Annotated in this window: 20 protein-coding genes; 16 read left to right on the top strand and 4 right to left on the bottom strand. The window is 64.2% G+C overall.

The window, feature by feature from the left end:
* Positions 1 to 321 precede the first annotated feature (321 nt).
* From Q2T94_RS01700 to Q2T94_RS01680, 5 genes are all read left to right on the top strand, one after another.
* Positions 322 to 2,121, top strand: a complete 1,800-nt coding sequence (locus Q2T94_RS01700; RefSeq protein WP_302262660.1) for a proline--tRNA ligase — start codon at positions 322 to 324, stop codon at positions 2,119 to 2,121.
* A gap of 2 nt (positions 2,122 to 2,123) precedes the next feature.
* Positions 2,124 to 2,939 carry a sulfite exporter TauE/SafE family protein gene (locus tag Q2T94_RS01695; protein ID WP_302262659.1) on the top strand — a complete coding sequence of 272 codons (816 nt, stop codon included), beginning with the start codon at positions 2,124 to 2,126 and terminating at the stop codon, positions 2,937 to 2,939.
* Positions 2,940 to 3,680: 741 nt separating this feature from the next.
* A complete protein-coding gene (locus Q2T94_RS01690) occupies positions 3,681 to 5,015 on the top strand; it encodes an aspartate kinase (protein WP_302262658.1) in 1,335 nt (444 codons plus the stop codon).
* Between the two features lie 296 nt (positions 5,016 to 5,311).
* Positions 5,312 to 6,709, top strand: a complete 1,398-nt coding sequence (locus tag Q2T94_RS01685; RefSeq protein ID WP_302262657.1) for a diaminobutyrate--2-oxoglutarate transaminase family protein — start codon at positions 5,312 to 5,314, stop codon at positions 6,707 to 6,709.
* A gap of 46 nt (positions 6,710 to 6,755) precedes the next feature.
* Positions 6,756 to 10,859 (top strand): Pls/PosA family non-ribosomal peptide synthetase, encoded by a 4,104-nt coding sequence (locus Q2T94_RS01680; protein WP_302262656.1) that lies wholly within the window; start codon positions 6,756 to 6,758, stop codon positions 10,857 to 10,859.
* A gap of 162 nt (positions 10,860 to 11,021) precedes the next feature.
* Here the strand turns inward: Q2T94_RS01680 and ggt are convergent, their stop codons facing one another.
* A complete protein-coding gene (gene ggt, locus Q2T94_RS01675) occupies positions 11,022 to 12,845 on the bottom strand; it encodes a gamma-glutamyltransferase (protein ID WP_302262655.1) in 1,824 nt (607 codons plus the stop codon).
* Between the two features lie 233 nt (positions 12,846 to 13,078).
* Complete coding sequence (locus tag Q2T94_RS01670) at positions 13,079 to 14,308, bottom strand: hypothetical protein (RefSeq protein ID WP_302262654.1); 1,230 nt, start codon at positions 14,306 to 14,308, stop codon at positions 13,079 to 13,081.
* A gap of 118 nt (positions 14,309 to 14,426) precedes the next feature.
* Between Q2T94_RS01670 and rimP the strand changes: the two genes are divergently transcribed.
* The 5 genes from rimP to rbfA all read left to right on the top strand — a co-directional run bounded on the left by rimP (position 14,427) and on the right by rbfA (position 20,143).
* Positions 14,427 to 15,005 carry a ribosome maturation factor RimP gene (gene rimP, locus Q2T94_RS01665; protein WP_264268058.1) on the top strand — a complete coding sequence of 193 codons (579 nt, stop codon included), beginning with the start codon at positions 14,427 to 14,429 and terminating at the stop codon, positions 15,003 to 15,005.
* 1 nt (position 15,006) lies between these two features.
* Complete coding sequence (gene nusA, locus Q2T94_RS01660) at positions 15,007 to 15,981, top strand: transcription termination factor NusA (protein WP_302262653.1); 975 nt, start codon at positions 15,007 to 15,009, stop codon at positions 15,979 to 15,981.
* 230 nt (positions 15,982 to 16,211) lie between these two features.
* Entirely contained in the window at positions 16,212 to 16,541 is a 330-nt protein-coding gene (locus Q2T94_RS01655) for a YlxR family protein (protein ID WP_264268056.1), read from the top strand.
* 161 nt (positions 16,542 to 16,702) lie between these two features.
* Complete coding sequence (infB, locus tag Q2T94_RS01650) at positions 16,703 to 19,591, top strand: translation initiation factor IF-2 (protein ID WP_302262652.1); 2,889 nt, start codon at positions 16,703 to 16,705, stop codon at positions 19,589 to 19,591.
* 117 nt (positions 19,592 to 19,708) lie between these two features.
* Entirely contained in the window at positions 19,709 to 20,143 is a 435-nt protein-coding gene (gene rbfA, locus Q2T94_RS01645; protein ID WP_264268054.1) for a 30S ribosome-binding factor RbfA, read from the top strand.
* 157 nt (positions 20,144 to 20,300) lie between these two features.
* Here the strand turns inward: rbfA and Q2T94_RS01640 are convergent, their stop codons facing one another.
* Positions 20,301 to 21,737: an MFS transporter gene (locus tag Q2T94_RS01640; RefSeq protein ID WP_302262651.1), complete on the bottom strand. Its 1,437-nt coding sequence runs from the start codon at positions 21,735 to 21,737 to the stop codon at positions 20,301 to 20,303.
* 144 nt (positions 21,738 to 21,881) lie between these two features.
* On the opposite strand from Q2T94_RS01640, the gene Q2T94_RS01635 reads away from it, so the two are divergent.
* From Q2T94_RS01635 to Q2T94_RS01620, 4 genes are all read left to right on the top strand, one after another.
* A complete protein-coding gene (locus tag Q2T94_RS01635; RefSeq protein WP_302262650.1) occupies positions 21,882 to 22,316 on the top strand; it encodes an OsmC family protein in 435 nt (144 codons plus the stop codon).
* 117 nt (positions 22,317 to 22,433) lie between these two features.
* Positions 22,434 to 23,312, top strand: a complete 879-nt coding sequence (truB, locus tag Q2T94_RS01630; protein WP_302263340.1) for a tRNA pseudouridine(55) synthase TruB — start codon at positions 22,434 to 22,436, stop codon at positions 23,310 to 23,312.
* A 74-nt stretch (positions 23,313 to 23,386) separates the two neighbouring features.
* Positions 23,387 to 23,761 (top strand): hypothetical protein, encoded by a 375-nt coding sequence (locus Q2T94_RS01625; RefSeq protein WP_302262649.1) that lies wholly within the window; start codon positions 23,387 to 23,389, stop codon positions 23,759 to 23,761.
* The gene (locus Q2T94_RS01620) at positions 23,758 to 24,255 is read left to right on the top strand and encodes a hypothetical protein (protein WP_302262648.1); all 498 of its coding nucleotides are present in this window, start codon (positions 23,758 to 23,760) and stop codon (positions 24,253 to 24,255) included. The genes Q2T94_RS01625 and Q2T94_RS01620 overlap by 4 nt, the downstream gene beginning before the upstream one ends.
* A 91-nt stretch (positions 24,256 to 24,346) precedes the next feature.
* Here Q2T94_RS01620 and Q2T94_RS01615 read toward each other — a convergent pair whose 3' ends face one another.
* The gene (locus Q2T94_RS01615) at positions 24,347 to 24,961 is read right to left on the bottom strand and encodes a DUF937 domain-containing protein (RefSeq protein WP_302262647.1); all 615 of its coding nucleotides are present in this window, start codon (positions 24,959 to 24,961) and stop codon (positions 24,347 to 24,349) included.
* A gap of 176 nt (positions 24,962 to 25,137) precedes the next feature.
* Between Q2T94_RS01615 and Q2T94_RS01610 the strand changes: the two genes are divergently transcribed.
* Positions 25,138 to 26,085: a bifunctional riboflavin kinase/FAD synthetase gene (locus Q2T94_RS01610; RefSeq protein ID WP_302262646.1), complete on the top strand. Its 948-nt coding sequence runs from the start codon at positions 25,138 to 25,140 to the stop codon at positions 26,083 to 26,085.
* Between the two features lie 67 nt (positions 26,086 to 26,152).
* Positions 26,153 to 26,893: a class I SAM-dependent methyltransferase gene (locus Q2T94_RS01605; protein WP_302262645.1), complete on the top strand. Its 741-nt coding sequence runs from the start codon at positions 26,153 to 26,155 to the stop codon at positions 26,891 to 26,893.
* Positions 26,894 to 26,935 lie beyond the last annotated feature (42 nt).

Genomic DNA, 26,935 nt, shown 5'->3' with positions numbered 1-26,935 from the left:
GGCAGTATTCATGAAGTGGGGCCAGATACGCCGGGCCGGGTCCAACAGCAGCAATTTATCCCGCGTCATACGATCAGTTCGCAAGGGGCCTCGGACACGCCTTGGTCATTGCCGCTCGGCCACAGCCATGTTGCCCTCGATGCCAAGGGGCACCGGGTCGGCAAAGTAGGATGGGACAAGTGCCTTGCGGCGCCATGCCCCGACGCGGAACCCCGTGCACGGAAGCGGTTGCCCGCCCGGGGCGAAAGCCGCGGCACCAAAGATTTGCACCCCACCACTATGTTGTGGCCTGGAATATGGCCGCGGAAATGGAAAGTTAGCGTGGTCCTAAAGCTCTCCACCCTGTTCCTGCGCACGCTGCGCGAAGATCCGGTCGATGCCGAGGTCGCCAGCCACAAGCTGCTGGTTCGCGCCGGGTACATCCGCCGCGCGGCACCGGGGATCTACACCTGGCTGCCGCTGGGCCTGCGCGTCCTGGGCAAGGTGGAAGCCATCATCCGCGAGGAGATGAACGCCATTGGCGCCCAGGAAGTCCATTTCCCGGCGCTGCTGCCGCGCGAACCCTATGAGACGACTGGCCGCTGGACCGAGTACGGCGACGGACTCTTCCGTCTCAAGGACCGCAAGGGCGCCGACTACCTGCTGGCCCCCACCCATGAGGAGATGTTCACCCTCCTGGTCAAGGACCTGTACAACTCCTACAAGGACCTGCCGGCCTACCTCTACCAGATCCAGAACAAGTACCGCGACGAGGCACGTCCCCGCGCGGGCCTGCTGCGCGGGCGCGAATTCATCATGAAGGACTCCTACTCCTTCAACATCGACGACGAGGGCCTGGAAGAGGCCTACCAGGCCCACCGCGCCGCGTACCTGAAGATCTTCGGCCGCCTGGGCCTGGAGATCCTTCCGGTCTTCGCCACGGCCGGAGCCATGGGCGGATCGAAGTCCGAGGAATTCCTGCACCCGACTCCTGTCGGCGAGGACACCTTCGTCCGCTCTCCCGGAGGCTACTACGCCAACGTCGAGGCGGTGACCACCGTGGTGCCCGAGGACATCGACTTCACCGATGCCCCGGCCTTCGAGGTCCTGGACACCCCGAACACCCCGACCATCGATACCCTGGTGGCCTGCGCCAACGAGATCGCCCCGCGCGCCAACGGCGCCTGGAGCGCCATTGACACCCTGAAGAACGTCGTGCTGGCCGCCACGCTGCCCACTGGCGAACGCCAGCTGGTGGCCATCGGCCTGCCCGGGGACCGCAACGTGGACCTCAAGCGCGTCGAGGCAAACATCTCCGCGCACCTGGAAACCGGCGGCGAGGTCGGCCTCGAGGCCGCGACCGAGGATGACCTGAAGAAGCACCCGACGCTCATCAAGGGCTACATCGGCCCGGCGCTGGGCACCGATGCGGCGGTCCTGGGCCTGGAAGGCGCTTCCAAGATCCTGTACCTGGTTGACCCGCGCGTGGTTGCCGGCACCAGCTGGGTCACCGGCGCCAACGAGGCCGGCAAGCATGTCTTCGGCCTGGTCGCCGGACGCGACTTCACCTGGGACGGCACCATCGAGTGCGTCGAGGTGCTCGCCGGGGACCCGGCCCCGGACGGATCCGGCCCGCTGGAAACCGCCCGCGGCATCGAGATGGGCCACATCTTCCAGCTCGGCCGCAAGTACGCCGAGGCCCTGGACCTGAAGGTGCTGGACCAGAACGGCAAGCTCAAGGTCGTCACCATGGGCTCCTACGGCGTGGGCGTCACCCGTGCCGTCGCCGCCCTGGCCGAGTCCAACCACGATGAGAACGGCTTGGTCTGGCCCCGCAACGTGGCCCCGGCCGACGTGCACCTGGTGGTCACCGGCAAGCAGGCAGAACTCTTCGAGGCGGCACAGAAGATCGCCGACGAGCTGCACGCAGCCGGCGTCGAGGTCATCTACGATGACCGTCCCAAGGTCTCGGCAGGCGTGAAGTTCTCCGACGCGGAGCTCATCGGCGTGCCCACGATCGTGGTCATCGGCCGCGGCTTGGCCGACGGAGTGGTCGAGGTCAAGGACCGCGCCACCGGGGAACGCACCGACGTCTCCGTCGACGAAGTTGTCGCGCAGCTGATCGCCCTCGCCAAGGGCTAGGGATGATCGAGGCGGCGACCCTGCTTGATGGTTCCGGGCTGCAGGGAATGGAGCCCGGAACCATTGCCTTGATCGTGCTCGCAGGATTCGCCGCGGGCTGGGTCGATGCGGTGGTCGGCGGCGGGGGACTGCTCCAGCTCCCAGCCCTGCTGTTGGTCCCGGGGATCTCCCCGGTGCAGGCGCTTGCCACCAACAAGCTGGGATCCGTCTTCGGCACCACCACCAGTGCGGTGACCTACTACCGCCGTGCCCATCCGGATCTGAGGACCGCGATCCCAATGGCCACGGTGGCGCTGGCGGGCTCCTTCGGCGGGGCGATCCTGGCCACGCTGCTGCCCGAAGAAGTCATCAAACCCGTCATCATTGCCGCACTCATCGCGGTTGGCCTGTTCACGCTCTTCAAACCAACGGCAGGGGAACTGACCAACCTGCGCCACACCGGCTCCCGCCACCACGCGGTGGCGGCGGTGATCGGGCTGGTCATCGGCGGCTACGACGGGCTGATCGGCCCGGGCACCGGATCGTTCCTGATCATCGCGATGGTCGCCTTCATGGGCTACAACTTCCTTGCAGCCAGTGCCAAGGCCAAGATCGTGAACATGGCGACCAACCTGGGCGCACTGGCGTTCTTCCTGCCTTCCGGGCACCTGTTGTGGGGGATCGGCCTGGTGCTGGGGGCGGCGAACATGGTTGGCGGCTACCTCGGCGCGCGCATGGCTGTGTCCAAGGGCAGCAAGTTCATCCGCATTGTCTTCCTTGCCGTGGTGGGCGCCCTGATCCTCAAGCTGGGCTACGACGTGTTGTTTCCGGCCGCTTAGAAGGGTCCCCGTTTTGCCCCGGACAACCACTTTCGTAGGCGAGGGTGTCTGCAATGCGCTGTGCGCCTTACAGACACCACGTCTTTCCGGGGCTCAGACCAGGCATCGGCGAGCTCCACATGTGCGCCATGCTCCGGGCCGCCGCGGTGGGTCAATCTCTCTCTTCAGGATGCCCTCGGGTCAGAGCGCTAAAGGCCAGTCTTGGTGACCCCGTGCTTCGCCCATTTCCGTGAGTAGCCCTCGAAAATCAGCTGATCAATCAGCCCTTGGAGGGAGACCTGTGTCGGTAATGTCCTGGATTTCCAACGGGTGCGGCGCCCTTAGAGGCAGAGCCTGCCCATGGCGATGGGCCTCCGATCGCCCCTGGTCATCGACGTGGCCATTGCCTGACGGGTTTTCCGATTCCGCCCCAAACCGGGAACAACGATACGCAAAACGCCAACAATTACGCGCGGAAGATTCGTCTGGTGCGATGTTCCCTTTCTTGCGGAGATTTCTTTCGCGCGACTTGCCATTGCCTTGCATCTCCCCGTACGCGGTGTAAGACTGACCCAATGATGCGACTCCATATGGAGAAGTCGCGGTCGGTTCCGGGGGGACTACCGGCCAGTGATACCGTATTCGCTTGAATTGAATGAATCGTCTCATTCGGCTGGGGAGCCGAATCACGGCCATGACTTGTCATTTGCAAGAATCTTGGGGCCGGGAAAAAACTAGTAATTCTAGTGACAGGAAATTCCCATGCAATCGGACACTTGGCCTGCTTGGAGGCTTCGTGAAAGCCTGATCATCCAAAAATACAGTAGTTCCTCTGTAGCAGACCACAGAGGAATTCAGCGGGTTGCGCGAAGGATCGTGGATACGCAACGCGCGGGATTTTCGGTGGTGGTGGTGCTACCCGAGATGGAAAGTGCCACGAATGAATTCGCGACCCATCCAGCTGGACTCGCCCCGTCGGGTGAATCAGGTGGGTTGGACCTTGCGGTGGGTCGGCGTGAGCAGATCTTCGAACCTTCGCTGGAAATGGCCATTTCCAAGCTAGGTGCAGCCTCCCATGTGTTTACGGGCGGAGAAGCAGGGCTGATCACGGATGGCATCCACGGCAAAGCACACATAGTTGGCGTGGATCCACTGGCCGTGGCGGCTTCCCTGGCTCGCAGGGAGATCCCCATCGTGGCCGGCTTCCAGGGAACAAACCGCGAGGCCAATATGGTCACGACCATGGGGCGAGATGGATCGGACCTGATGGCGGTTGCTCTCGCCGCCTCCTTGAATGCATTGGTTTGTGAAATCTATTCCGACTTTGACGGCCTGTACACGGCAGATCCACGCATCGTTCCGGCAGCTCGCAAGGTCCAAACGATTACAAGCGTGCAAATGATGGAACTGGCCGCTGCAGGAGCCAAGGTTCTGCCGCGGCGGTGCATTGAATATGCGCGCCGCCTTGGAGTAACGATCCATGTGCGTTCACCGTTTATTCCGGATGAGGGGACGATGGTCGTTTCCGGGCTCGAGGACGAGCCCGGCGCCGAGCATTCGGCGACCTTGGAAGAACCGCTGATCATGGGCGTCATCCAAGACCGGACCCAGATCCAAGTCACCGTGGCCGGTGTCCCCATGGGGCCAGGCCCGGCGCAGCTGTTCGGTGTCACCGCCGCTTTAGGTGTTTGCCCAGACATGATCACTCATAAAAATGACGTGGTGGACGGGTCTACGGACATTTCATTCATCTTGCCCGCCGGCCAAATCCCCCCTGTCGTGGCTGCTGTCTCGAAGGCTCAGGAGACCATTGGCTTCCAGTGGTTGAAATGCGAAGAAGTGGGCAAACTTTCGCTGTCGGGTTTCGGCATGCGTCTGGAGCCCGATGTGCTCTGCCGGTTCTTGGGTGTGCTTTCCGATGCCGGCATCAAGATTCGACTGTTTTCCGACTCTTCGGTTTGCCTATCCGCCGTAACGGACCTAGAGATGCTGGGGCTTGGGGTCCACGCAATGCGCGAGGCGTTCAACCTATCCGATGACTTGGGGAAAGGGTATAGGGAAAAACATATAAATCAATCCGTTAATCACAAAGGCTAGGAATTTTGATTACGATCAAGAAATAGCCGATTAATTCCAGCTTGGGCAGACAGTTTATGTGAAGTAGCGATGGAATCAGGGGACTTGGGACTTGGGGCATTTTGATCGGCCGAGGGTACATCTGTGCAATTTACGAGCCCACCGGAGACGTCGGCCTGCAGGGGCATCCGTGCTAATGCCGTCGATTGCTTGGGAAAGCGCCGGATTTTGGCCAATATCGACGATATTTTTCGGTTCCGAATCTCCTCTAAACAATTTCCCCGATTCCAGATTGCCTGCCTCTATTTCTTTTATGAATGGAGATTTCAATGATAAATAAAACGGAACTCGCGGACTGGACGGGTCCGCTCGTGTCGGGCCCGATACCGGGGCCACAGTCCGCCGCCTTCTTGGCGCGTCAGGAAGCCCGGGAATCCAACGCCCGGACTTACCCACGCCATTTGCCGATTGCGATCGCCGAAGCCGCAGGTAGTTTCGTTCGGGATGTTGACGGAAATGTGTTCATAGACTTCCTCAACGGGGCAGGGGTGCTCCCGTTCGGGCACAACCATCCGGAATTGGTACGTGTTGCCGCCGACCAAATGCTGGTTGAAACCCACGGCCTGGATTTCCCGACGCCGGTAAAGGACGCCTTCATCGATACCCAGCTCTCGATGCTTCCCGTGGATATGCAGGACCGGATGAAGATCCACTTCTGCGGACCCACCGGCGCCAATGCCGTCGAGGCTGCGATAAAGCTCTGCAAGACGGCTACCGGTCGCGGAGAGGTCATCAGCTTTCAGGGAGGATTCCATGGGAGCACTGCCGCGGCAATGGCCCTCACCGGACTGGTGGCACCAAAAAGTCACGTGCAAAATGGCATGCCAGGGGTCCACTTCTTTCCCTATTCATACTGTTCGCAATGCCCTCTCGGCATGAGCCCCGCCACCTGTTCCACGAACTGCGCGACTTTCCTGGAGCATTCGCTGAAGGACGATCTCAGCGGAATTCCGCTGCCGGCCGCCGTAATTCTCGAGCTCGTTCAAGGCGAGGGCGGATCAATTCCCGCCACAATCGAGTTCGCCCAGCGAGTGCGTGCAGTGACCCGAGAACTGGGGATCCCGCTGATCGTCGATGAGGTGCAAACGGGCTGCGGACGTACCGGAACCTGGTTCTCGTTTGAGCAGTACGGAATCGAACCAGATGTCATCGTTGCCTCGAAGGCACTCAGCGGCATGGGTCTGCCCATCGCGCTGATCATGTACGACAAGGCGATGGATGTCTGGGAGCCCGGCGCACACATCGGTACCTTCCGTGGCAACCAACTCGCCTTCGCCACCGGTGTCGAAGCAGTGAAAATATTCCAACGCGACGACATCCTGGGCAACGTCCGGCGCCGCAGCGAACAATGTTTTGGCCTGCTGGAGCCGCTGCAGCAGCATCCGTGGGTTCGGGAAATCCGCGGGAAGGGATTGCTTGTGGGCGTCGAGCTCATAGATCCACGAACGGAAATGCCGGCGGGAGATTTAGCCGCCGAAGTTCAGAGCGAGGCCTTGAACCGGGGGCTGATCCTGGAACTCGGCGGCCGCGACAGCAGCGTCGTGCGCCTGCTGCCTCCGCTCAATGTCACCGCGGAAGTCATGGAGACCGCTTGTCACATTCTGGTCGATTGCATCGTTCGGCTGGCTTCGATGCTCGATGTGCCCGCACCGTAATCACCCGGCTCGATTGGTTGGAACACACATGACCAGGGAGGTCGCTTTGAGCAAGCAAGTTGATACGCGGGAAAACCTTGCCTATCCGGGAAGACACAGGGCACTTAGCCTCATGCACGGGCCTGTATTGCACTCCGTGGAGGTGGACCAGACAGCCGGATGGGTCCCGGGGGAACGCCTGGATCACCTCTTTGAGGGACAGTGCGACCTGTTGCGCAAGACCGGGAAAGGATTGCATCTGGCTGTGGACACGGGTGCGGTCAGGCTCACCTATGATCAGTTGGACGCCAAGGCCAACCAACTGGCCCGGTACCTGATCGCCCAAGGGTGCAATCCCGGGGACAGGATAGCGTTGCTTTTCGACGATCCGGTTCGTTCGCTGGTGGGTATGCTCGCGGTGTTGAAGATCCACGCTGCGTATGTGCCCCTGGATGCCGGTTATCCCGCCGACCGGATCGCCTACATCATCGCCGATGCCGATGTCGCCCAGGTCTTGACGCTGTCGCATTTGAGGGATCGACTCGTGGATGTCATGGCTTCGGTCCGCTGCCTGGATGAGGAGGACCCAAGGATCGAGTCGATGGATTCCACTCGACTTGCAGCGGAGGAAAAGGGATCCCCCAGCGACCAGTTGGCCTACATCATTTACACGTCCGGAACGACCGGCCGGCCCAAGGGCGTGGCAATTGAGCATGCCAGCATCTGCAATTTCGTGAGGGTGGCTGCGCTCTCCTATGGGTACGAGCAGCAGGACAGGGTCTACCAGGGCATGACCATTGCCTTTGACTTCTCCGTTGAAGAGATTTGGGTTCCGTGGATGTCCGGGGCCACCCTGGTTCCCAAACCCAGCGGCACCGCGCTGCTTGGACTGGAGCTGGCAGAGTTTCTGGTTGCCCACAAGGTCACGGCCATTTGTTGTGTTCCAACGTTGTTGGCGACACTCGATGAAGATATTCCATCCCTCCGCTTTCTTCTGGTTTCCGGGGAAGCTTGTCCACGTGACCTGATGGTGCGGTGGCATCGGCCGGGTCGTCGCTTCTTGAATGTCTACGGCCCCACCGAGGCCACTGTCACGGCAACCTACGCGATTGCCGATCCCACACGTCCTGTCACCTTGGGAGTGCCATTGCCCAGCTATGCCGTGGTCATCCTTGATCCCGACGAACCCAAGGCGCTACCGGCCGGCACCCAGGGCGAGATCGGCTTGGCAGGCATTGGGTTGGCCAAGGGTTACGTCAAGCGTGATGACCTCACAGGGAAGGCCTTTATCCCGGACTTTCTGGGGATAGACAACAACCCTTCGGGCAGGATCTACCGCACCGGCGACCTGGGGCGGATCAATGATATGGGTGAGATCGAATATTTTGGCCGTATCGACACCCAAGTGAAAATCCGCGGTTACCGGATCGAACTCACGGAGATCGAATCGGTGCTGTTGCAGGTGCCCGGAGTTGCCCAAGCGGTCGTTGACACCTACGAACGGGAACCCGGTTTTACCGAGCTGGTGGCGTACTACAGCCTGAGGAAAGACACCCCTGAAATCGATGCCGCGGATCTCAGGAAACGGTTGCAATCCCAGCTCCCCAGTTATATGGTGCCGGCGTACTTTGAATGCCTGAAAGCCATTCCGATGCTACCCAGCGACAAGGCCGATCGAAAAAACCTGCCCCCGCCTTCCACACCCAGCCACAATGCCGGCGGCCAGGAATATGTGGCCCCGGCAAATGAGACCGAGGAACAGCTGTCGCTGGCCTTGGCACAGGTGCTCCACGTTGAGAAGGTATCGACGCGGGCGAATTTTTTTACGGATCTCGGAGCCAATTCCCTTTTACTTGCACACTTCTGTTCCCTGACCAGAAAGAACACCGACCTGCCCCCGCTGGCCATGAGGGATGCCTACCAAAACCCGACCATTGAAAAGCTGGCCGGGGTGCTCGAAAACAGCAACGCCGCCACGCCGCCGACCGCGTATCCCGAGACAATGGAAGTCAGACTGGCCAGCACCCGCCAGTTCGTGACGACGGGCGTTCTGCAAGCCCTGATCTTCCTGGCGTACACCTACGGCTTGACGGTCCTGGCGGTCGCCGGATATCACTGGGCAGCTGCGGCAACGGAAGCCATAAATGTTTGGGAACGATCCCTCATTTTCACCGTCGCGATGTTTGTCGCGTTGTCAGTGATACCCATTGTCCTGAAATGGGTAATTGTCGGGCGGTGGAAGGAAATGGAAATTCCTGTCTGGTCATTGGCATATGTCCGCTTCTGGTTCGTGCGGGTGCTCATCAGCAGCAATCCACTTCGAATGTTTGCCGGGACACCGTTGTTTAACGTCTATTTGCGGGCGCTGGGGGCCAAGATCGGGCACGACGTCGCAATCTTCTCCACTTCAGTGCCGCTGTGCAGCGATTTGCTCACCATTGGTGACGGCACCGTGATCCGAAAGGACTGCGTGTTCAAGGGCTATCGCGCCCAACGGGGAATCATTCAGGTGGGACCGGTGACACTGGGCAAAAACGTCTGGGTGGGTGAGCAAACGGTCATAGACATCTATACGGAGATGGGAGACAACTCCCAGCTTGGTCATTCATCGTCGCTGCATCGTGGGCAGACGGTGCCGCCCAATGAAACGTGGCATGGCTCGCCCGGGCGGCGCTGCGATTCCAATTACAAGTCTGTCGACCCGGCGCGTGTCACCATGAGAAGGAAGATCACCTATAGTTTCTGGGTCGTGTGCCTCAGCATTGCCGGGTTCGGGTCCCTCGTTACCTTCCTGATTGCGTTGTTCCTGCCGGACTACCTCGCATCAGGTTTGCTTTGGAACGAGACCGGTGGGTTCTATGCCGACTTGGTTGTCATTTCCTTCGGTCTGACAGTCGGCGGTATTGTTACCGGCCTGGTGGCAGTGGGCGTCGTACCGCGGCTGCTTTATCTTTTCCTGACACCCGGCAAGGTCTATCCCCTTTACGGATTCCACTATGCCCTTCACCGGACGGTCACGCGGCTCACGAATATCCCGTTCTTCGCAAACCTCACAGGCGACAGCTCGCTGATTCTCTATTACCTGAGCTATCTCGGGTATCACCAGCCGAACCCGGTGCAAACGGGGTCCAACTTCGGACCCGCAGTCAAACACGACACACCCTATGCGGTTACCGTTGGCTCCGGAACGATGGTGTCGGATGGTCTGTCGATGATTACCGCAGAGGTATCGAACACCTCATTCCGCATCGCACCCAGCACCATCGGTGCCAAGAACTTTTTAGGCAACGCCATCACCTATCCACCTGCGGGGAAGACCGGCGAGAACTGTTTGTTCGGGACCATGACCATGGTCCCGATCGACGGTCCCATCCGTGAAGGAGTCGGACTCCTGGGGTCCCCGCCTTTCGAGATCCCCCGGTCGGTTCAGCGGGACAGCGCCTTCGATGAGATGAAAACGGCAGAGCAACTCAAAACCCGGCTTCCCGCCAAGAACCGCCACAACGGCCTCACCATTGCGCTGTTCCTTTTGCTCCGTTGGTTCGAGGTCTTTGTCTCCCTATGGTTCGCATCGGTCGTCCTGACCCATTTTGAAGAGGTCGGCGCACTGGCCGTCATGATCGGCACACTGGCCCTGGGTGTGGCGTTGGAAGGGCTCACCATTGCGATCGAACGCATCACCCAGATTCGCCACAAGCTTGTCCCGACCTTCTGTTCCATCTATGAGGTCTATTTTTGGGAGCACGAGCGTTTTTGGAAGTTCATCGGCGGTGCAGCACTTGGCTTGTTCAGCGGCACGCCCTTCAAATCGATCATTTTGCGTCTATTGGGTGTGCGCGTGGGCAAGAGGCTTTTCGATGACGGATGTGCAATCCCGGAGAAGACAATCGTCTCCATAGGCGATGACGTGACCCTGAATTCGGGGAGCATCTTCCAATGCCACTCGATGGAAGACGGGGCCTTCAAGCTCGAGCCCATCTCGATCGGCTCCAGGGTCACGATAGGTGTCGGCGCGTTTGTGCACTACGGCGTGACCATGCAGGACGGGGCGGAGCTCAAAGCCGATTCGTTCCTGATGAAGGGTTCGGACGTACCCGAGAACAGCCTATTCGGCGGCAACCCGGCACAGGAATTGTCGACCAGTGGCCTGCGGAACGTGGCCTCCGGCTGAACGCTGCCAGGGGGTGCCGTGCTGTTCCCTGCGTCATGGGCCTCGCCGTTGCCCCCCGTCCTTCGCCGGGAATGGCGCTGCTCCGCCGAAAACCGGACCTGGAAATCCAGTGTCGGTTTTCGACGGAGCAGCGCACCGCGCGTTTGGGCCCTGCCCGCGTGGCTAACGCGCGGGCTTGAGCACCCTGGCCGAGCCGCCACCGCGACGCGTCGGTTCTGCCGCCGCCGTCATCGATCCATCAGGGCCGAACTCGATTGCCTCGAGCGCGCCGATCTCCGCCTGCGGTGTAAACGAATCGCCCGAGGCGACGAACTCATGGCCGAAGGCTTCCAAGCCGGCCCCCTGGGATTCGATGAACTCCGGTTCGGCAGTGACCTTGGCCGAATTGCGCTGCGAGGCACGCGGTGCGGCAATCGCCTCGGGCAGGCTCATGCCAAGGTCCACGCGGTTGACCAGGGTCTGCAACACCGTCGTGATGATGGTCGAACCGCCCGGCGAGCCCAAGGCCAACAGGGGCTTGCCGTCGGAGAGGACGATGGTCGGGGCCATCGACGAGCGCGGACGCTTGCCCGGTTCGATCCGGTTGGGGTCGGCCGGGTCGTAGACCGTGGAGAAATCGGTCAACTCGTTGTTCAGGAGGAAGCCGCGGTCCGGAACGACGATGCCCGATCCGCCGGTCTGCTCGATGGTCAGCGTGTAGGACACCACATTGCCCTGGGCATCGGCCACGGACAGGTGGGTCGTGGAGATGTTCTCGGTGTCGGTTTCCTCCGCCGGTGCGGAGGTGGCAGCCGGGCAGAGACCGTCATAGTCGGCGACATCGCCGGGGGCCACGGGCTTGGTGGCAGCCTGCTCCGGGTCCAGCGCGCAGGCGCGCTCGGCGCCGAAGAGCGCATCGGTCAAGGTGCTGGTGGGAACGTCCACGAACGCCGGGTCCCCGAGGTACTTTCCGCGGTCCGCATAGGCCAGCGCGCTGGCCTCGAGGTAGTGGTGGATGGCGGCCGGGCCTTCCATGGCGGAGAGGTCGTAGTTTTCCAGGATGTTCAGGGCTTCCCCGATGGTGGTTCCGCCGCTGCTGGAGGGAGCCATGCCGAAGACCTCCAGCCCGCGGTAGTCCACCTTGGTGGGAGCCTGGTCGATCACGGCGTAGTCGGCAAGATCCTGTGTGCTCAGGTGGCCAACGGGCACGGGAAGCTCGGTGTCATCGGAAATCGGCGGCGCCTGGACGGCCTCGGCGATGTCCTCGGCCAGCGCCCCGTTGTAGAAGGCCTCGATACCGTCGCGGGCCAACAGCCGGTAGGTGCGGGCCAAATCCGGGTTCTTGATGGTGGTGCCGACCTCAGGGGCATCGCCCCCGGGCAGGTAGAGCTCGCTGGTGGAATCGAACGCGGCGAAGCGCTCCTTGTTGTCCAGCGTTTGTTCGCGGAATGTCTCATCCACGACGAAGCCGCGGGTGGCTGCCTTGATGGCAGGCTGCAAGGCCTGCCCAAGGCTGAGCGACCCCCACTTTTCCAGTGCCCGCTGCCAGGTCGCTGCCGTGCCGGGAACACCCACGGATACGCCGCTGGTCACCAGTTCGGGGGTAAACGGGTAGGGTTCGCTGGTCTCGGGATCGATGAACGCGTCCGTCGGCATGGTCGCCGGAGCGGTTTCGCGTCCGTCAATGGTGCTGACTTTTCCCGATGCGGCGTCGTAGTAGAGGAAATACCCGCCTCCGCCAATGCCGGCGCTGTAGGGTTCGGTGACACCGAGGGTGGCCGCCGCGGCGACGGCGGCGTCCACCGCGTTGCCGCCCTTGCGCAGCACGGCGATGGCGGCCGCCGAAGCCTCGGCATCGACGGTGCTCACCGCCCCTCCGGTGCCGGTGGCAGTGGCCTGTTTTTCGGTTTGCCGCGGTTCCGCGACGGCGGGGGCGGCAGTGATCGCTCCGGCGACCAGCGTGAGTGCCGCGGCGCAGGCCGAGGCATGAATGAATCTGCGTGACACAGGGGTTCTCCTTGTTGGCGGTGCGAGTGGGATACTGCCAACGTATTTGGCCAACCGGCCACCGCCCTGCCGTGACACGCCTCACATGGGCGTTAAGTCTGGGAATGGCCCCGGTGCACGGCATGCGCGCCGAAAGCGTCGACGCATCAGAGGGGGGCGTTGGGCCGGATGGGAGCCAGTACCGTGTGTCCGCGAAGATTCGCAAACGACCCGGCAAAGGAGGGGTCTTGCCGCTATCGGCCGGAAGACTCGGTGGATTCGGCAGCGGTCCCGGTGGACTCGGGTGCGCCGTCCACCATGGTGAAGTCCGGCACGACGCCGGTGACCTGGCGGGCGTGTAGCGCTTGGGCCCAGGCGGCCTTCAACAGGTAGGCCCGGGAATCCCCGGTCTGGGTTGCCGCGGCGTCCCGCAACAGCAAGGCCAATTGCGCCTCGCCGCTGCGTGCCGCATCCATGGGGTTCTGCGCTGCGTCGGCCGGCAGCTGGTAGGCGGGCTGCCGCAGGGGTTCGCAGTCGAGCTCTTCGGCGAACTGGCCTTCCACCGCCTGCGCGAAGTCCACCAGCAACCCGGACCTGTCCCAGGCGGCGGTGCGCAGACCGGCGCTGGTCCGCGCCCCGGCAACGTCGTAGGCGTAGCCCATCCGATAGGCGGCGTCGGCTACCTTGCCCAGCAGCTGGCCGGAGTCAGGTGCCTCGGGATTCGACGGTGCGGGGGAGGGGCAGGCGGAGGCGGCGAATTCGGGCATCGTCGCCAAGGCGGCGCGGCTGGTGGTGGCGCCGTCGGCGGCCGGCGCGGATTCGGTGGAAGAATCCTTCGTTGCCGTCGCAGCCGCTGCGGACTCTTCGGCGATGCCGGGAGCGGGGAGGGCATCGAGGGCCGCCTGCGTTGCCCCGGAGGCGGAGAGCACGGTGCGGGCCTGGACCAGCAGCTCAATCCCGGCCCCGGAAAGCCTGCGGGCTTCCTGTTCGGGGGCCCCCAGCGACTGGGTCAGCAGGGCGTTGCCGGTCTGCGCCAGGCGCCGGGAAAAATCGGCGGCATCCAGCGCGACCGCAGCCGGATCGTTGGCCGAGGTTTCCGTTGCGTCACCCTCGGCGGCGGCCTGGGAGGTCGCCGGGATCCCGGGTGTGAGTAATTCGACATGCTCCGCCAGCATGGTGCGTGTGCCCTGCAGCGCAGTGGCCAACCTGGCGGTTCCGGAGGCCTCCGGGGTGGCCGTCATGTTCTCCAGCGCATCAAGCAGGACGGGCAGGTCCGCGGCCGGATCAGGGGCCGCCTCGATGACCGGCTCGGTGCCCAGGATCGCCTGCCATGTAGGGGAATCACGGTTCAGGTAGACCGCCGTGCCGAGCGTTCCGGCGGCCACGGCAAGCATCGCCGCCAGGGCCACCAGGAGCCGCCGGGCGGCACCGCGGCGGGGTCGGCGGGAAACGCGATCACTGGGGTCAATTGGGTGCTGATCCATCACCTTGATCATCCCATGGACCCGGCCGTGGGCATGCCCGTGATGAATCGGGCAGACGGATGACCCCAAAAGTCGCTACCCTAGGATTCACAACATCGAATAATGTGGGAGGACTTTCATGACCGGCAAGCCGGCAGACATCCAGCTCGAGGCGGCCCGCCTCACCGAACTACTGGAGCCCACCGTTGCCTCCCACCAATTGGTGCTTGAAGAAGTCGAGGTCCGCCGCGCCGGGGACCAGCGCATCGTGCACGTGGTGGTCGACGTTACCGAAGGCACCGAGGGCATCCTGCTCGACCAGGTGGCCGAGGTCTCCCGCTCCATTTCCGAGGCCCTGGACAAGGACCCGCACGACACCGCCGACCCCTACGAGCTCGAGGTTTCCTCTCCGGGCACGTCCCGCCCGCTGACCCTGCCGCGCCACTGGCGCCGCAATGTCGGGCGCATGGTGAAGGTCAACGTGATTGGCGAGGACAACCTGCTCGGACGTCTCATGGAGGTCACCGAAACGGGAATCACCATCGTCCCGGAGATCACCGTGAAGAAGGGCATGAAGCCCAAGGTCGGCGAACCACGCACCATTGAATTTGGATCGATCCGCCGCGGCAACGTCGAGGTGGAGTTTGCCCGTGCCGAGAGCGCGGACCTGACTGAATTAGAACTTGACGACGAAGACGACGAAAACGTGGAGGCCTGAGTTGGACATTGATATGAGCGCGCTGCGCATGCTCGAAAAAGAACGCGAAATCCCGCTCGAGGTGCTGATCCCCACCATTGAGCAGGCACTGCTCATTGCCTACCAGAAGTCCCCGGGCGCGATGCCGCAGGCACGCGCCGAGGTCGACCGCCGCAACGGCCACGTGACGATCTTCGCCACCGAGACCGAGGAAGACGGCACGGTCATTGGCGAGTTCGACGACACCCCCAGCGGGTTCGGCCGCATCGCGGCCTCGACGGCACGCCAGATCATCCTGCAGCGCCTGCGCGATGCCGAGGACGACAACGTCGTAGGCGAGTTCAAGAACAAGATCGGCGAGATCGTCTCCGGACAGATCCAGCAGGGCAACAACCCGATCATGATCCAGGTGAACCTGGGCACCGTCGAGGCCCTGCTGCCGCCGCCGGAGCAGGTGCCGGGGGAGAAGTACACCCACGGCAACCGCATCCGCTGCTACGTGGTGGATGTCAACCGCGGCCCCAAGGGCCCGGCCGTCACGCTGTCGCGTTCGCACCCGAACCTGGTGCGCCGCCTCTTCGAGCTTGAGGTCCCGGAGATCGCCGACGGAGCCGTGGAAATCATCGCCCTGGCCCGCGAGGCCGGACACCGCACCAAGATCGCCGTGCAGGGCAACATCACGGGCGTCAACGCCAAGGGTGCCTGCATCGGCGAGATGGGTTCGCGCGTGCGGGCAGTCATGAACGAGTTGGGCGAGGAGAAGATCGACATCGTCGACTTCAACGAGGATCCGGCGAAGTTCATCGCCTCGGCGCTCTCCCCGTCGAAGGTCGTCTCGGTGACCATCACCGACGAGGCAACCCGTTCGGCGCGCGTCGTGGTTCCCGACTACCAGCTTTCGCTGGCCATCGGCAAGGAAGGGCAGAACGCCCGACTGGCTGCCAAGCTCACCGGCTGGCGCATCGACATCATCTCGGACGCGGTCGACGCCAAGTAGCCGCACCCCCCGCAACAGGGCCGTCGCGCCCCGTGGACTTTCGGCACCGCCTGGGTGCCAAAAGTCCACGGGCCGACGGCCTTTTGCTTCCCGTTTCCCGGCCCCGCAGGCCCGACCCGGGAGCCGGTCCCTAGTGTTCCACGGCACGCTCCACGGATTGACGAAACGCGCTAGACTTGTCTGTGGTCCACTATGCATCGTGGTAAATCAATGTCGGAAGAAGAACCAACGTGTCATTGCAGCAACAGCCGCAGCGCACGTGCATTGGTTGCCGCGTGGTGGCGGACCAGAACCAGCTGGAGCGCTGGGTGTTGAGGGCAAGGGACGGAAAATTCGTTCCGGTTCCCGATCCCACCCGGAGCTTCCCCGGTCGGGGTGCTTGGCTGCACCCCCATCCGGAATGTGCCCAACGCGCCGTGCAACGCGGGGCATTCGCACGGTCCTTTCGGACCAACGTGGATGTTTCCGCACTTGTGGCGGAGCAGCGGGCCAAGGCAAGGGCCCAACCTGGGAAACCTGCCTGTATAAACGTCCAACCTGAAAGCGGGTCAGAAATCTGATGGAAACCCGATGAGTTCCAAGCGATGAGCGCCTAACGATGATGAATCGGTTATGCGTCGCAGCGCCTGTGGCATCCGTTTTGGATGCTGGGCTAGACAGCAAACGTTGGTTCGTGCCAGAAACTTTTTAGAAGTGGTGCGGACCTTCAGACAGGAGAAATGTGGCTAAGGTCCGCGTACACGAGCTCGCCAAAGAGCTCGGAATCACTTCAAAGGATGCAGTTGCCAAACTGCAGGAAATGGGCGAATTCGTCCGTTCCGCATCCTCAACCATCGAGGCACCGGTAGTGCGCAAGTTGCGCTCCGCGTTCCCCGACGCTGCCCCGGCAGCTCCAAAGGCAGCACCCAAGGCAGCACCGGCAGCGAAGGCTCCGGCCGCAGCGCCTGCAGCCCCTGCCGTTTCCGCACCCAAGCCGGCCGGCACCACGCCGAGCCCGGCCCCTGCCGCTCCCGAGGCACCTGCTGCTTCGGCCCCGGCGGCCCCGGCCGCTCCGGCAGCCTCGGCTCCGGCCGCACCGCGTCCGGGTGCCAAGCCCGGCGCACCGCGTCCGGGCAACAACCCGTTCTCCTCCCAGCAGGGCATGCGCCCGGCCGGTGAGAACGCACGTCCCGAGCGCACCGAGCGTACGGACCGCCCCGAGCGTTCCGATCGTTCAGCAGCCCCGCGTCCGGGTGCCAAGCCCGGCGGACCGCGTCCGGGCAACAACCCGTTCGCATCCCAGCAGGGCATGCGCGCTGCAGGTCCCGGCGCCGGAGGCCCCCGTCCGGGCGGTCCCCGTCCCGGTGGCCCGCGTCCCGCGGCAGGTGCCGGTGGACCCCGTCCCGCAGCAGGTGCCGGCGGTCCCCGCCCGGCAGGTGCCGGTGGAGCACGTCCGGGCGCACCGCGTCCGGCCGGTGCCCCCGGTGCAGGCCCGCGCACCCCGGGAGGCGCTCGCGCTACTCCCGGCATGATGCCCAACCGCACCGAACGTCCGGCTCCGGCCGGAGGACGTCCGGCAGCGGGCGGCCGCGGCGGTCCGGCACGTCCGGGCGGCGCCCCGGGCGCAGCTCCCGGTGCAGCCGGTGGCGGCGGCGGTTACAAGGGCGGCGGCGGTCCCAACCGCGGTCGCGGTGGAACCCAGGGTGCCTTCGGCAAGGGCGGCGCAGGCCGCGGCAAGCAGCGCAAGTCCAAGCGCGCAAAGCGCCAGGAATTGGAGCAGATGAGTGCTCCGAGCCTCGGCGGCGTGAGCGTGCCCCGCGGCAACGGAACCACCGAGATCCGTCTGCGTCGTGGTGCCTCGATCACCGACTTCGCCGACAAGATCAACGCCAACCCGGCAGCATTGGTCACCGTGCTCTTCCACTTGGGCGAAATGGCTACCGCCACCCAGTCCCTGGATGAGGCGACCTTTGACGTCTTGGGTGCCGAGCTCGGCTACGTTGTCACCGTCGTGTCCCCCGAGGACGAAGAGCGCGAATTGCTCGCCTCGTTCTCGATCGACTTTGACGCCGAGCTTGATGCCGAAACCGAAGACATGCTTGAGGCACGTCCGCCGGTGGTCACCATCATGGGTCACGTCGACCATGGTAAGACCCGCCTGCTCGATGCGATCCGCAAGTCCAACGTCATCGAGGGCGAAGCCGGCGGCATCACCCAGCACATCGGTGCGTACCAGATCCACCACATCCACGAAGACATCGATCGCGCGATCACCTTCATTGACACCCCGGGCCACGAGGCGTTCACCGCCATGCGTGCCCGTGGTGCCAAGGTCACCGACATCGCCGTGCTCGTGGTTGCAGCGGATGACGGCGTCATGCCGCAGACGGTTGAGGCGTTGAACCACGCCAAGGCCGCCGGTGTTCCGATCGTCGTCGCAGTGAACAAGGTCGACAAGGACGCGGCGAACCCTGACAAGGTCAAGGGCCAGCTGGCCGAATACGGCCTGGTTCCGGAGGAATACGGTGGCGACACCATGTTCATCCACGTCTCCGCCCTGCAGAAGATGGGCATCGACGAACTGCTTGACGCAGTGCTGCTGACCGCCGACGCCGCGTTGGACATGCGTGCCAACCCGGACAAGGACGCCCGCGGCATCGCCATCGAGGCGAACCTGGACAAGGGCCGCGGTGCGGTTGCGACCGTGCTGGTCCAGTCCGGTACCCTGGCCGTCGGCGACACCATCGTCGCCGGCACCGCACACGGCCGTGTGCGTGCCATGTTCGACGAGAACGGCGAGAACCTCGACGTTGCACTGCCCTCGCGCCCGGTCCAGGTCCTCGGCCTGTCCTCGGTGCCGCGTGCAGGTGACACCTTCCTGGTGACCGACGACGAGCGCACCGCCCGCCAGATCGCCGAGAAGCGCGAAGCAGCGGACCGCAACGCGGCCCTGGCCAAGCGTCGCAAGCGCATCACCCTGGAAGACTTCGACCAGGCTGTTGCCGACGGCAAGATCGACACCCTCAACCTCATCCTCAAGGGTGACGTTTCCGGTGCCGTGGAAGCCCTGGAAGACTCGCTGCTCAAGATCGACGTGGGAGAAGGCGTGCAGCTGCGCGTCATCCACCGCGGCGTGGGTGCGATCACCCAGAACGACGTCAACCTGGCGACCGTTGACAATGCCATCATCATTGGCTTCAACGTCAAGCCTGCCGAGCGCGTTGCAGACATGGCCGACAAGGAAGGCGTCGACATGCGCTTCTACTCGGTCATCTACGGCGCCATCGATGACATCGAGCTGGCTCTCAAGGGCATGCTCAAGCCGGAATACGAGGAGGCCCAGCTGGGCACCGCGGAGGTCCGCGAGGTCTTCCGTTCCTCGAAGTTCGGCAACATTGCCGGATCCATCGTCCGCTCGGGCACCATCCGCCGAAACACCAAGGCACGCGTCCTGCGCGATGGCAAGGTCATCGGCGAGGGCCTGACCGTGGATTCGCTGAAGCGGTTCAAGGACGACGCCACCGAGGTCCGCGAGGGCTTCGAATGTGGTATCGGCCTGGGCTCGTTCAACGACGTCAAGGACGGCGACACGATCGAGACCTACGAGATGCGCGAAAAGCCGCGCGCTTAGTCATTATCAAGCGCTGCTCATCGACGGTGGGGGCCGCAACCTCACAGGGGTTGCGGCTCCCCGCCGTCGAAGCGCATTAAGCGGCACCCTTGGCGGGTGCCGGGAAAAGGAGTGAACGTGGCTGACTCAGCTCGCGCCGCAAAACTGGCCCAACGCATCAAGGTGGTCGTGGCCCAGGCACTGGGCAAGGCCGTCAAGGATCCCCGCGTGGAGGCCATCACGGTCACCGATGCGCGCGTGACCAACGACCTGCAGCACGCAACCATCTACTACACGGTCTTCGGCGACGACGAAGCGAAGTCCGACGCGGCAGCCGCCCTGGAGAAGTCCAAGGGCGTCCTGCGCAAGGAGGTCGGCAAGAACGTGACCGTTCGCCTCACCCCCACCCTGGAATTCGTTGCCGACGAGATCCCAGTCAACGCCTCGAACCTCGAGGCGCTGCTGCGCGTGGCCAAGGCCAAGGACGCAGAGGTTGCAGCACTGGCCGCAGGCAAGAACTTCGCCGGCGACGCAGATCCGTACAAGCATGACGAGGAAGACGAAGACGCCTAAGTCCTCCGTCTCTTCCGCCCGGAGTCCCGGGCACAAGGAAACCCCGTTGCGGTGCCCTGTTTCGACAGGGTTCCCGCTGCGGGGTTTCCTCGTTGTGGCTACTTGAACCGGGCGATCACCAGCTTTCCGGAGGGCGTCAGTGCCTCGACGTGCGATCTCAGGTGTGGTGGTGTCCCGGAAGGGGCCCGTCCGGCACCACACGGTCATGACAGGCGGCAGTGGCCTCGGGCGGAACGGGTGGGGCGCCGGCGGGCCTGGCATTGCTGATGCCCAGGGCCGAGACAATGCCGGAACCGATCATGAGCAACGCGGCCACCCATACGACACGGTGGAAGGCCGTGTAGTCCAGCACCGGGCCCGCGATCAGGCCGACGGCGGCAATGGCCAGCAGCCCCGCCACCCGGGACACCGCATTGTTGATGGCCGAACCGATGCCGCTCTGCGCCGGATCGACAGCACCGAGGATGGCGGCGGTCAGCGGGGCAACGGTCACCGCGAGGCCAAGCCCGAACACCACGACACCGGGCAGGATCTGCCGCCAGTAGTCCACCGGGTCCTCGGCGGCGAGCATCAGCAGGAAGCCGATTCCACCGATCACCGGTCCCACGGACATGAACAGCCTTGGCCCGTACTTGCCAGACAACGTCCCAAAGAATGCGGACAGGGCCAGCGACATGAGTGTCAGCGGGATGGTTGCCATCCCCGCGGCAAACGCGGTGAAGCCCGCAGCCTCCTGCAGGAAGACCGGAATGATGAACGTCCCCAGCGTGATGCCGGCATAAAACGCCGCGGTGGCCAGGTTCCCGATGCCGAAGTTCCGCTCCCGGAACAGATGCAACGGCATCATCGGATGCGGGATCCTGCCCTCGCGCCGGATGAAAGCGGCTAGGCACGCCAGGCCCGCAACGAACGGCACATAGACGATCGGATCTCCCCAGCCCCGCTCGTGCTGGAAGATCAAGGCAAACACGGTTCCGCCAAGCCCGAAGGCCGCCAACAGGGCGCCGGGGATGTCGATCGACCTTCGGGTGCCGTCCCCGGCGGGGTCGTGAAGCCTGGCCAACAGGAGCATGGTGAGGGTGATCGGCAGGACGTTGATGGCGAACACCAGGCGCCAGGAGACGGTGTCCACCAGCAGCCCGCCGAGTAGTGGACCGGCAACAAACGCGGTGCCCGTCCACCCGGTCCAGTTTCCGATGGCCCGCGCCCGGGGTCCCTCCTGAAAGGTGGAGGTGATCAAGGCCAGCGAGCTGGGGACCAGCAACGCTGCTGCGGCACCCTGCAGCAGGCGCGCTGCAATCAACACGGCCCCGGTCGGCGCCGCGGCACACAGGAGCGAAGCGATTCCGAAAAAGACCAGCCCGATCCGCAGGATCCGCACCCGCCCGAAAATGTCTGACAGGCTTCCGGCGACCATGATCAGCGAACCTAGAGTGAGCAGGTATCCGTCAAGTACCCATTGCTGGGTGGTGATGCCTCCTCCCAGCTCCCTGGCCATGGCCGGCAGGGCCACATTGACGATTGAGCCGTCCAGGAAGGCGACAAAGGATGCGAGGACGGCGACCCACAGCACGGTGCGCTCGTGCCCACTCATGATCTCCATCCCCCTTGTGATTCCCCGGCATCACTTGCCCCGACGGTAGGGGCCGGGCCCAAGGCAAGTCAATGCCCCCGCTGGATCGACTACGAGGCCGCGCAGTGCGACATTGCGGGCGGGCCTTCATGCGAGGATGGTTTCATGAGCGAAAACAGCAAAGAACTTCGACAGATCAGCCTCGAACGGCTCTCCTCCATGCACTACCGCGCGACGAACCCCGAGGGAGCCTCCGTCGAGTTCGGGCAGGGCGAGGGGCTGATGACCCCGGTGGAGCTGCTGTTGGCGGCCATTGCCGGCTGTTCCTCGATCGACGTTGACGCTGCCACGACGCGCCGCACCGAACCGGAGCGCTTCGTGGTGGCTGCCCAGGGGAACAAGATTGTCGAGGACGGCGCCGGCCGGATGGACGATATCCGCATGTCCTTCGATTTGGCGTTCCCGGATTCGGAGGAAGGCCGCAAGGCCGCCGGCATGGTCGAGCGGATCGTGAAGCTCTCCCACGACAAGTACTGCACCGTCTCACGAACCGTCGAATTGGGTGCGGCTGTCACCAGCACCGTCGTGCAGCAGGACTGAGTCCAGGCGCGACACCGGCGATGGGCCGTGGCGTGGAACTAGGCAAGGCAAAAGCCCCCAGGGAACCGGCCTATACTGGAGGGCGTGAAAACAGCCGCGCAGAACCCCACGGAACCCATTGGCTCAGGTCTGGTCATTGTCGACAAACCGCAGGGTTGGACGAGCCACGATGTGGTGGGCCGTACGCGCCGCCTGGCCGGCACCCGCAAGGTCGGTCACGCGGGCACGCTGGACCCGATGGCCACCGGCGTGTTGGTGCTGGGCATCAACAAGGCCACCCGCCTGCTGACCTACATCGTGGGCGCCAACAAGACCTACACCGCCACCATCCGCCTGGGTGAGTCGACAGTCACCGACGACGCCGAGGGCGAGATCGTGCAGGTGCGGATCGCCGCTGCCGTCACCGAGGACGCGATCCGCGACTCCATTGCCAAGCTCACCGGCCCCATTGAGCAGGTGCCCTCCTCGGTCAGTGCCATCAAGGTCAATGGCGAGCGGGCCTATGCCCGCGTGCGTGCCGGGGAAGATGTGAAGCTGGCCTCCCGCCCGGTCACCATCCACCGCTTCGAGGTGCACGACATCCGCCGCGAACGCGGCGGCAAGGTGCTGGACATCGACGTGACCGTCGAATGCTCCTCGGGCACCTACATCCGGGCGCTGGCCCGCGACCTGGGCGAGGACCTGGCGGTGGGCGGACACCTGACCGCGCTGCGACGCACCGAGGTCGGGCCCTACACGCTGGAACGGGCGCGCACGCTGGAACAGCTGGCCAAGGACTTCGAGTACCTGCCCCTGGAAAAGGCCGCCGATGCGCTCTTCACCCGGCGCGACCTCACCGAGCACGAGCGCACCGAGCTCTCCTTCGGCCGGAGGATCGGCCTGAACGAGACCGAGGACGTGACCGCGGCGTTTGCCCCGGACGGGACCCTGGTGGCGCTGCTGAAGAACAAGGGCGAGAACGCCAAGCCCGAACTGGTGTTTGCCACCGCATCCTAGGTGCCCACGCACCGGAAGGTACCGGTGGCCGGGGTATTGGATGAACGAATATCTTCTAAGGAGCAACTTCCGCCGTGATCGTTGACGGATTCTTTATTGCCGGGGCCATCCTGTGTGCCGTGGCCGTGCTGCTGGGCGTGGTGGCAACCATCATCCGCACCTACCCGGACGACTTTGCCCTGGTGTCGGTGGCGCTGCTGGAGGTGTTCCTGGTGGTCTACGGGATCGCCGCGGCCATCCGACAGGCCGGGGGACAGCCGATCAGCGGGGAACCGTGGGAATTCTGGGGTTACCTGCTTACGGCGCTGCTGATACCGGCGCTCGCGTTCATCTGGGCGGTCACCGACAAGTCGCGGTACTCGAACACGGTGTTGGCGGTCTCCGGGGCGATCGTCTTTGTCATGCTGTACAGGATGGAACAAATTTGGGACGGAGCACTGCCGGCATGAGCGAGCAGGGAAAGAACACGGCGAAGCGTTCGCGCATTGCCGACGCGGCGACCCGCAGCGCGGGAAAAAAGCAGCGCTCCAACGGAGGGCGCAGCTCCGGGCTGGGCCGGATCATCATCGCTGTCTACGGGGTGCTGGCACTCTCGGCCACGGTCCGTGCCGTCTACCAGATCCTGATGGACTTCTCCGAGGCCCCGCTGGCCTACCTGCTCAGCGCCCTGGCCGGGCTGGTCTACATCGTGGCGACCCTCGCAATGGCCTCGAAGAAGCCGGGCAGCTGGAGGCTGTCGTGGTACGCGGTGCTCTTTGAGCTCATCGGCGTGCTGGTGGTCGGGACGCTGAGCTTCGTCCTGCCGAGCCTCTTTGCCCACCCCGCCGTATGGTCACACTTCGGTTCCGGCTACGGCTACGTGCCGCTGGTGCTGCCGCTGATCGGCTTGTGGTGGCTGGCGCGCCACCGCATGAACGGCGGACAGGCGCAGCCCGCGGCCTAGTTCCACACAGATGCAAGGAGCCGGAGTTCCCTCGCCCCGCCCATGGGGGCAGCGCGAGGGAACTCCGGCTCCCGTGTTTGTGGAGACCGGGCTACTTTTTGCCGAAAAGCCCGCCGAGGATTCCACCGAGGTCAAGGCTTCCGGCAGCCTGGCCCTGCTGGGGCTGCTGTTGCTGGGTGTTTCCGCCGCCGATCAGTCCGCCCAGGATCCCGCCGAGGTCAAGGCCGCCGGGCTGTTGTCCTGCGGCCCCGCCTTGGCCGCCCAGTAGCCCGCCGAGCATGCCGCCCAGCCCGCCCTGCGAGGAGGACAGCTTCTTGGCCAGATAGGACATGACGATCGGGGCCAGGATCGGCAACGCCTTTTGCACCAGCGATCCCAGGTCGACTCCGCCCGGTGCTGCGCCGTTGAGCTGTGAGGCAAGCGCCGGCTGGTTCTCTCCCAGGGCGTGCTGCACGATCTTTTGGCCGTCCGCGGTGTCAACGGCGTCGATGTCGACCCCGCCGTCCAGGAATGTCGCGTCGTGCTGCTTGATGGCCGAAGCCAAGGCGTCCTCGCCCTCGGGGGAGGCGGCATTGTTTTGCAGCCCGGCCAGCAGCGAGGGAAGTGCCGTGGCTGCCGTGGCGCGGGCGGTGTCGCGATCGACGCCCAGCTTCGCGCCGAGCTGGTCAAGGGGGATCATGTCAAGCAGTTCATTCAAGTCGGCCATCAGGGCTCCTTTGCCAAACGGGCCGGTCGGATTTGCGGCCACGCGCCCATCCTATGTCCCACGCCACGTCAATGGGCGCAAGGTGGACACAGGAATCGGCACTTGGCGTATTTGTCGTTCATAATGGTTATGGCCGCTCTCAACGCGGCCGCCCGGATGACCAGCGAAGGAGCAACGTGCACTATTGGAAAGGCCTCGAAGCCGTACCGCCCGGCATCGGCCCCTCGGTAGTGACCATCGGCAACTTCGACGGCGTCCACCGCGGGCACCGCGAGGTACTCGCCGCCGTGGTGGCCACCGCCCGGGAGCGCAAGGCCAAGGCCGTTGCCATCAGTTTTGACCCGCACCCGTCCCAGGTGCACCGCCCCGACGACGCCCCCGAACTCATCATGGGACTCGAGGATCGCATCGAGACCCTCGCCGAGGAGGGCCTCGACGGACTGCTCATGATCCGCTACACCCTGGACTTTGCCCGGGCCACCGCCGAGGAATTCGTCGCCAAGGTCATTGTCGGCGCGCTGAACGCCTGCACCGTGGTGGTTGGCCACGACGTGCGCTTTGGGCGCAACAACACCGGGGACTTCGACGCGATGGTCGAATTGGGCAAGCAGTACGCGTTTGACGTCATTGGCGTCGAAGACGTGGGAGAGCACCGCCGCTGGTCCTCCACCTGGGTGCGCGAGGCGCTGAACCGCGGGGAAGTTGCCACCGCCACCCAGATCCTCGGCCGCCCGCACCGGATGCGCGGCGAGGTAGTGCACGGGGCCGCGCGCGGCCGCGAACTCGGATTCCCCACCGCAAATCTTGACCCTTCGGCCTCGGGCATCATCCCCGCCGACGGCGTGTACGCCGGGTGGCTGGTCGATGAGGCCCAGGTGCGCTGGCCCGCCGCCATCTCCGTGGGATCGAACCCGACCTTCGAGGGGGTCAGCCGCCAGGTGGAGGCCCACGTGATCGACCGCCCGGCCGAGGGCGTGGAGGACTTCGACTTGTACGGGCAGCAGGTCGCGGTGGAGTTCGTCGAGCACCTGCGACCGATGGTGGCCTACCGCGGTATCGAGGCACTGATCGAACAGATGCGTGAGGACGTGGCACGCACCCGTACCGTCCTTCTTGATGCCTGATTCGGGCCCAGGGCCAACCGGGGCAACCCCGCGGCCGGTCCCCGGGTTGCCCGCCCGCGCGTTCACCATGGATGCCAAGCGCCGCCGGGAACTGGCCAGGGCGTTCAAGGCCGGGGGAGCGCACTACGACGCCGTGCGCCCGTCCTATCCGGATGCCGCCCTGGACTTCATGGTGCCGCCGGCCGCGCGCGATGCCGTGGACGTGGGGGCCGGCACCGGGATCTTCACCGCGCAGCTGCTGGGCCGCGGCCTGAAGGTCGGCGCCGTGGAACCCTCCGAGGACATGCTTGCCGTGCTGCGCGAACGGCTGCCCGAGGTTGACGCCGTTCCCGGCACCGGGGAAGAGACGGGGCTGGATGCTTCGAGTGCGGATGTCATCACCTATGCCCAGGCGTGGCACTGGGTGGATCCGAAGGCCGCCAGCGCCGAGGCCTCCCGGTTGTTGCGCCCCAACGGCCAGCTCGCCTTGGTCTGGAACCAACTTGATGTCTCGGTGCCCTGGGTCCACCGATTGGCACGGATCATGCATGCCGGGGATGTGCACCGCCCCGACTTCGTACCTCCTCTGGGTCCCGAGTTCCACGCGCCCGAATCCGGGGCCTGGACCTGGGAACAGGCGTTGACCCCTGAGCAGGTCATTGCGTTGGCCAAGTCCCGCAGCTACTACCTGCGCGCCGGGGCGGCGACGAGGGCCCGCGTGGAACACAACCTGACGTGGTATCTCTTCGACCACCTCGGGCATGTCCCCGGCGTCCCCTTTGGCCTGCCGTACCTGACCCATGCATGGCGGGCCCGCCTGCGCGCCTAAGGTTCAAGCACGAAGACGGACACCAGCACTCATGTGGCTTGG

The organism is Paeniglutamicibacter sulfureus (assembly GCF_030512175.1).
Taxonomy (GTDB): Bacteria; Actinomycetota; Actinomycetes; order Actinomycetales; family Micrococcaceae; genus Paeniglutamicibacter; species Paeniglutamicibacter sulfureus.
This window is presented reverse-complemented; position numbering and strand designations above follow the sequence as displayed.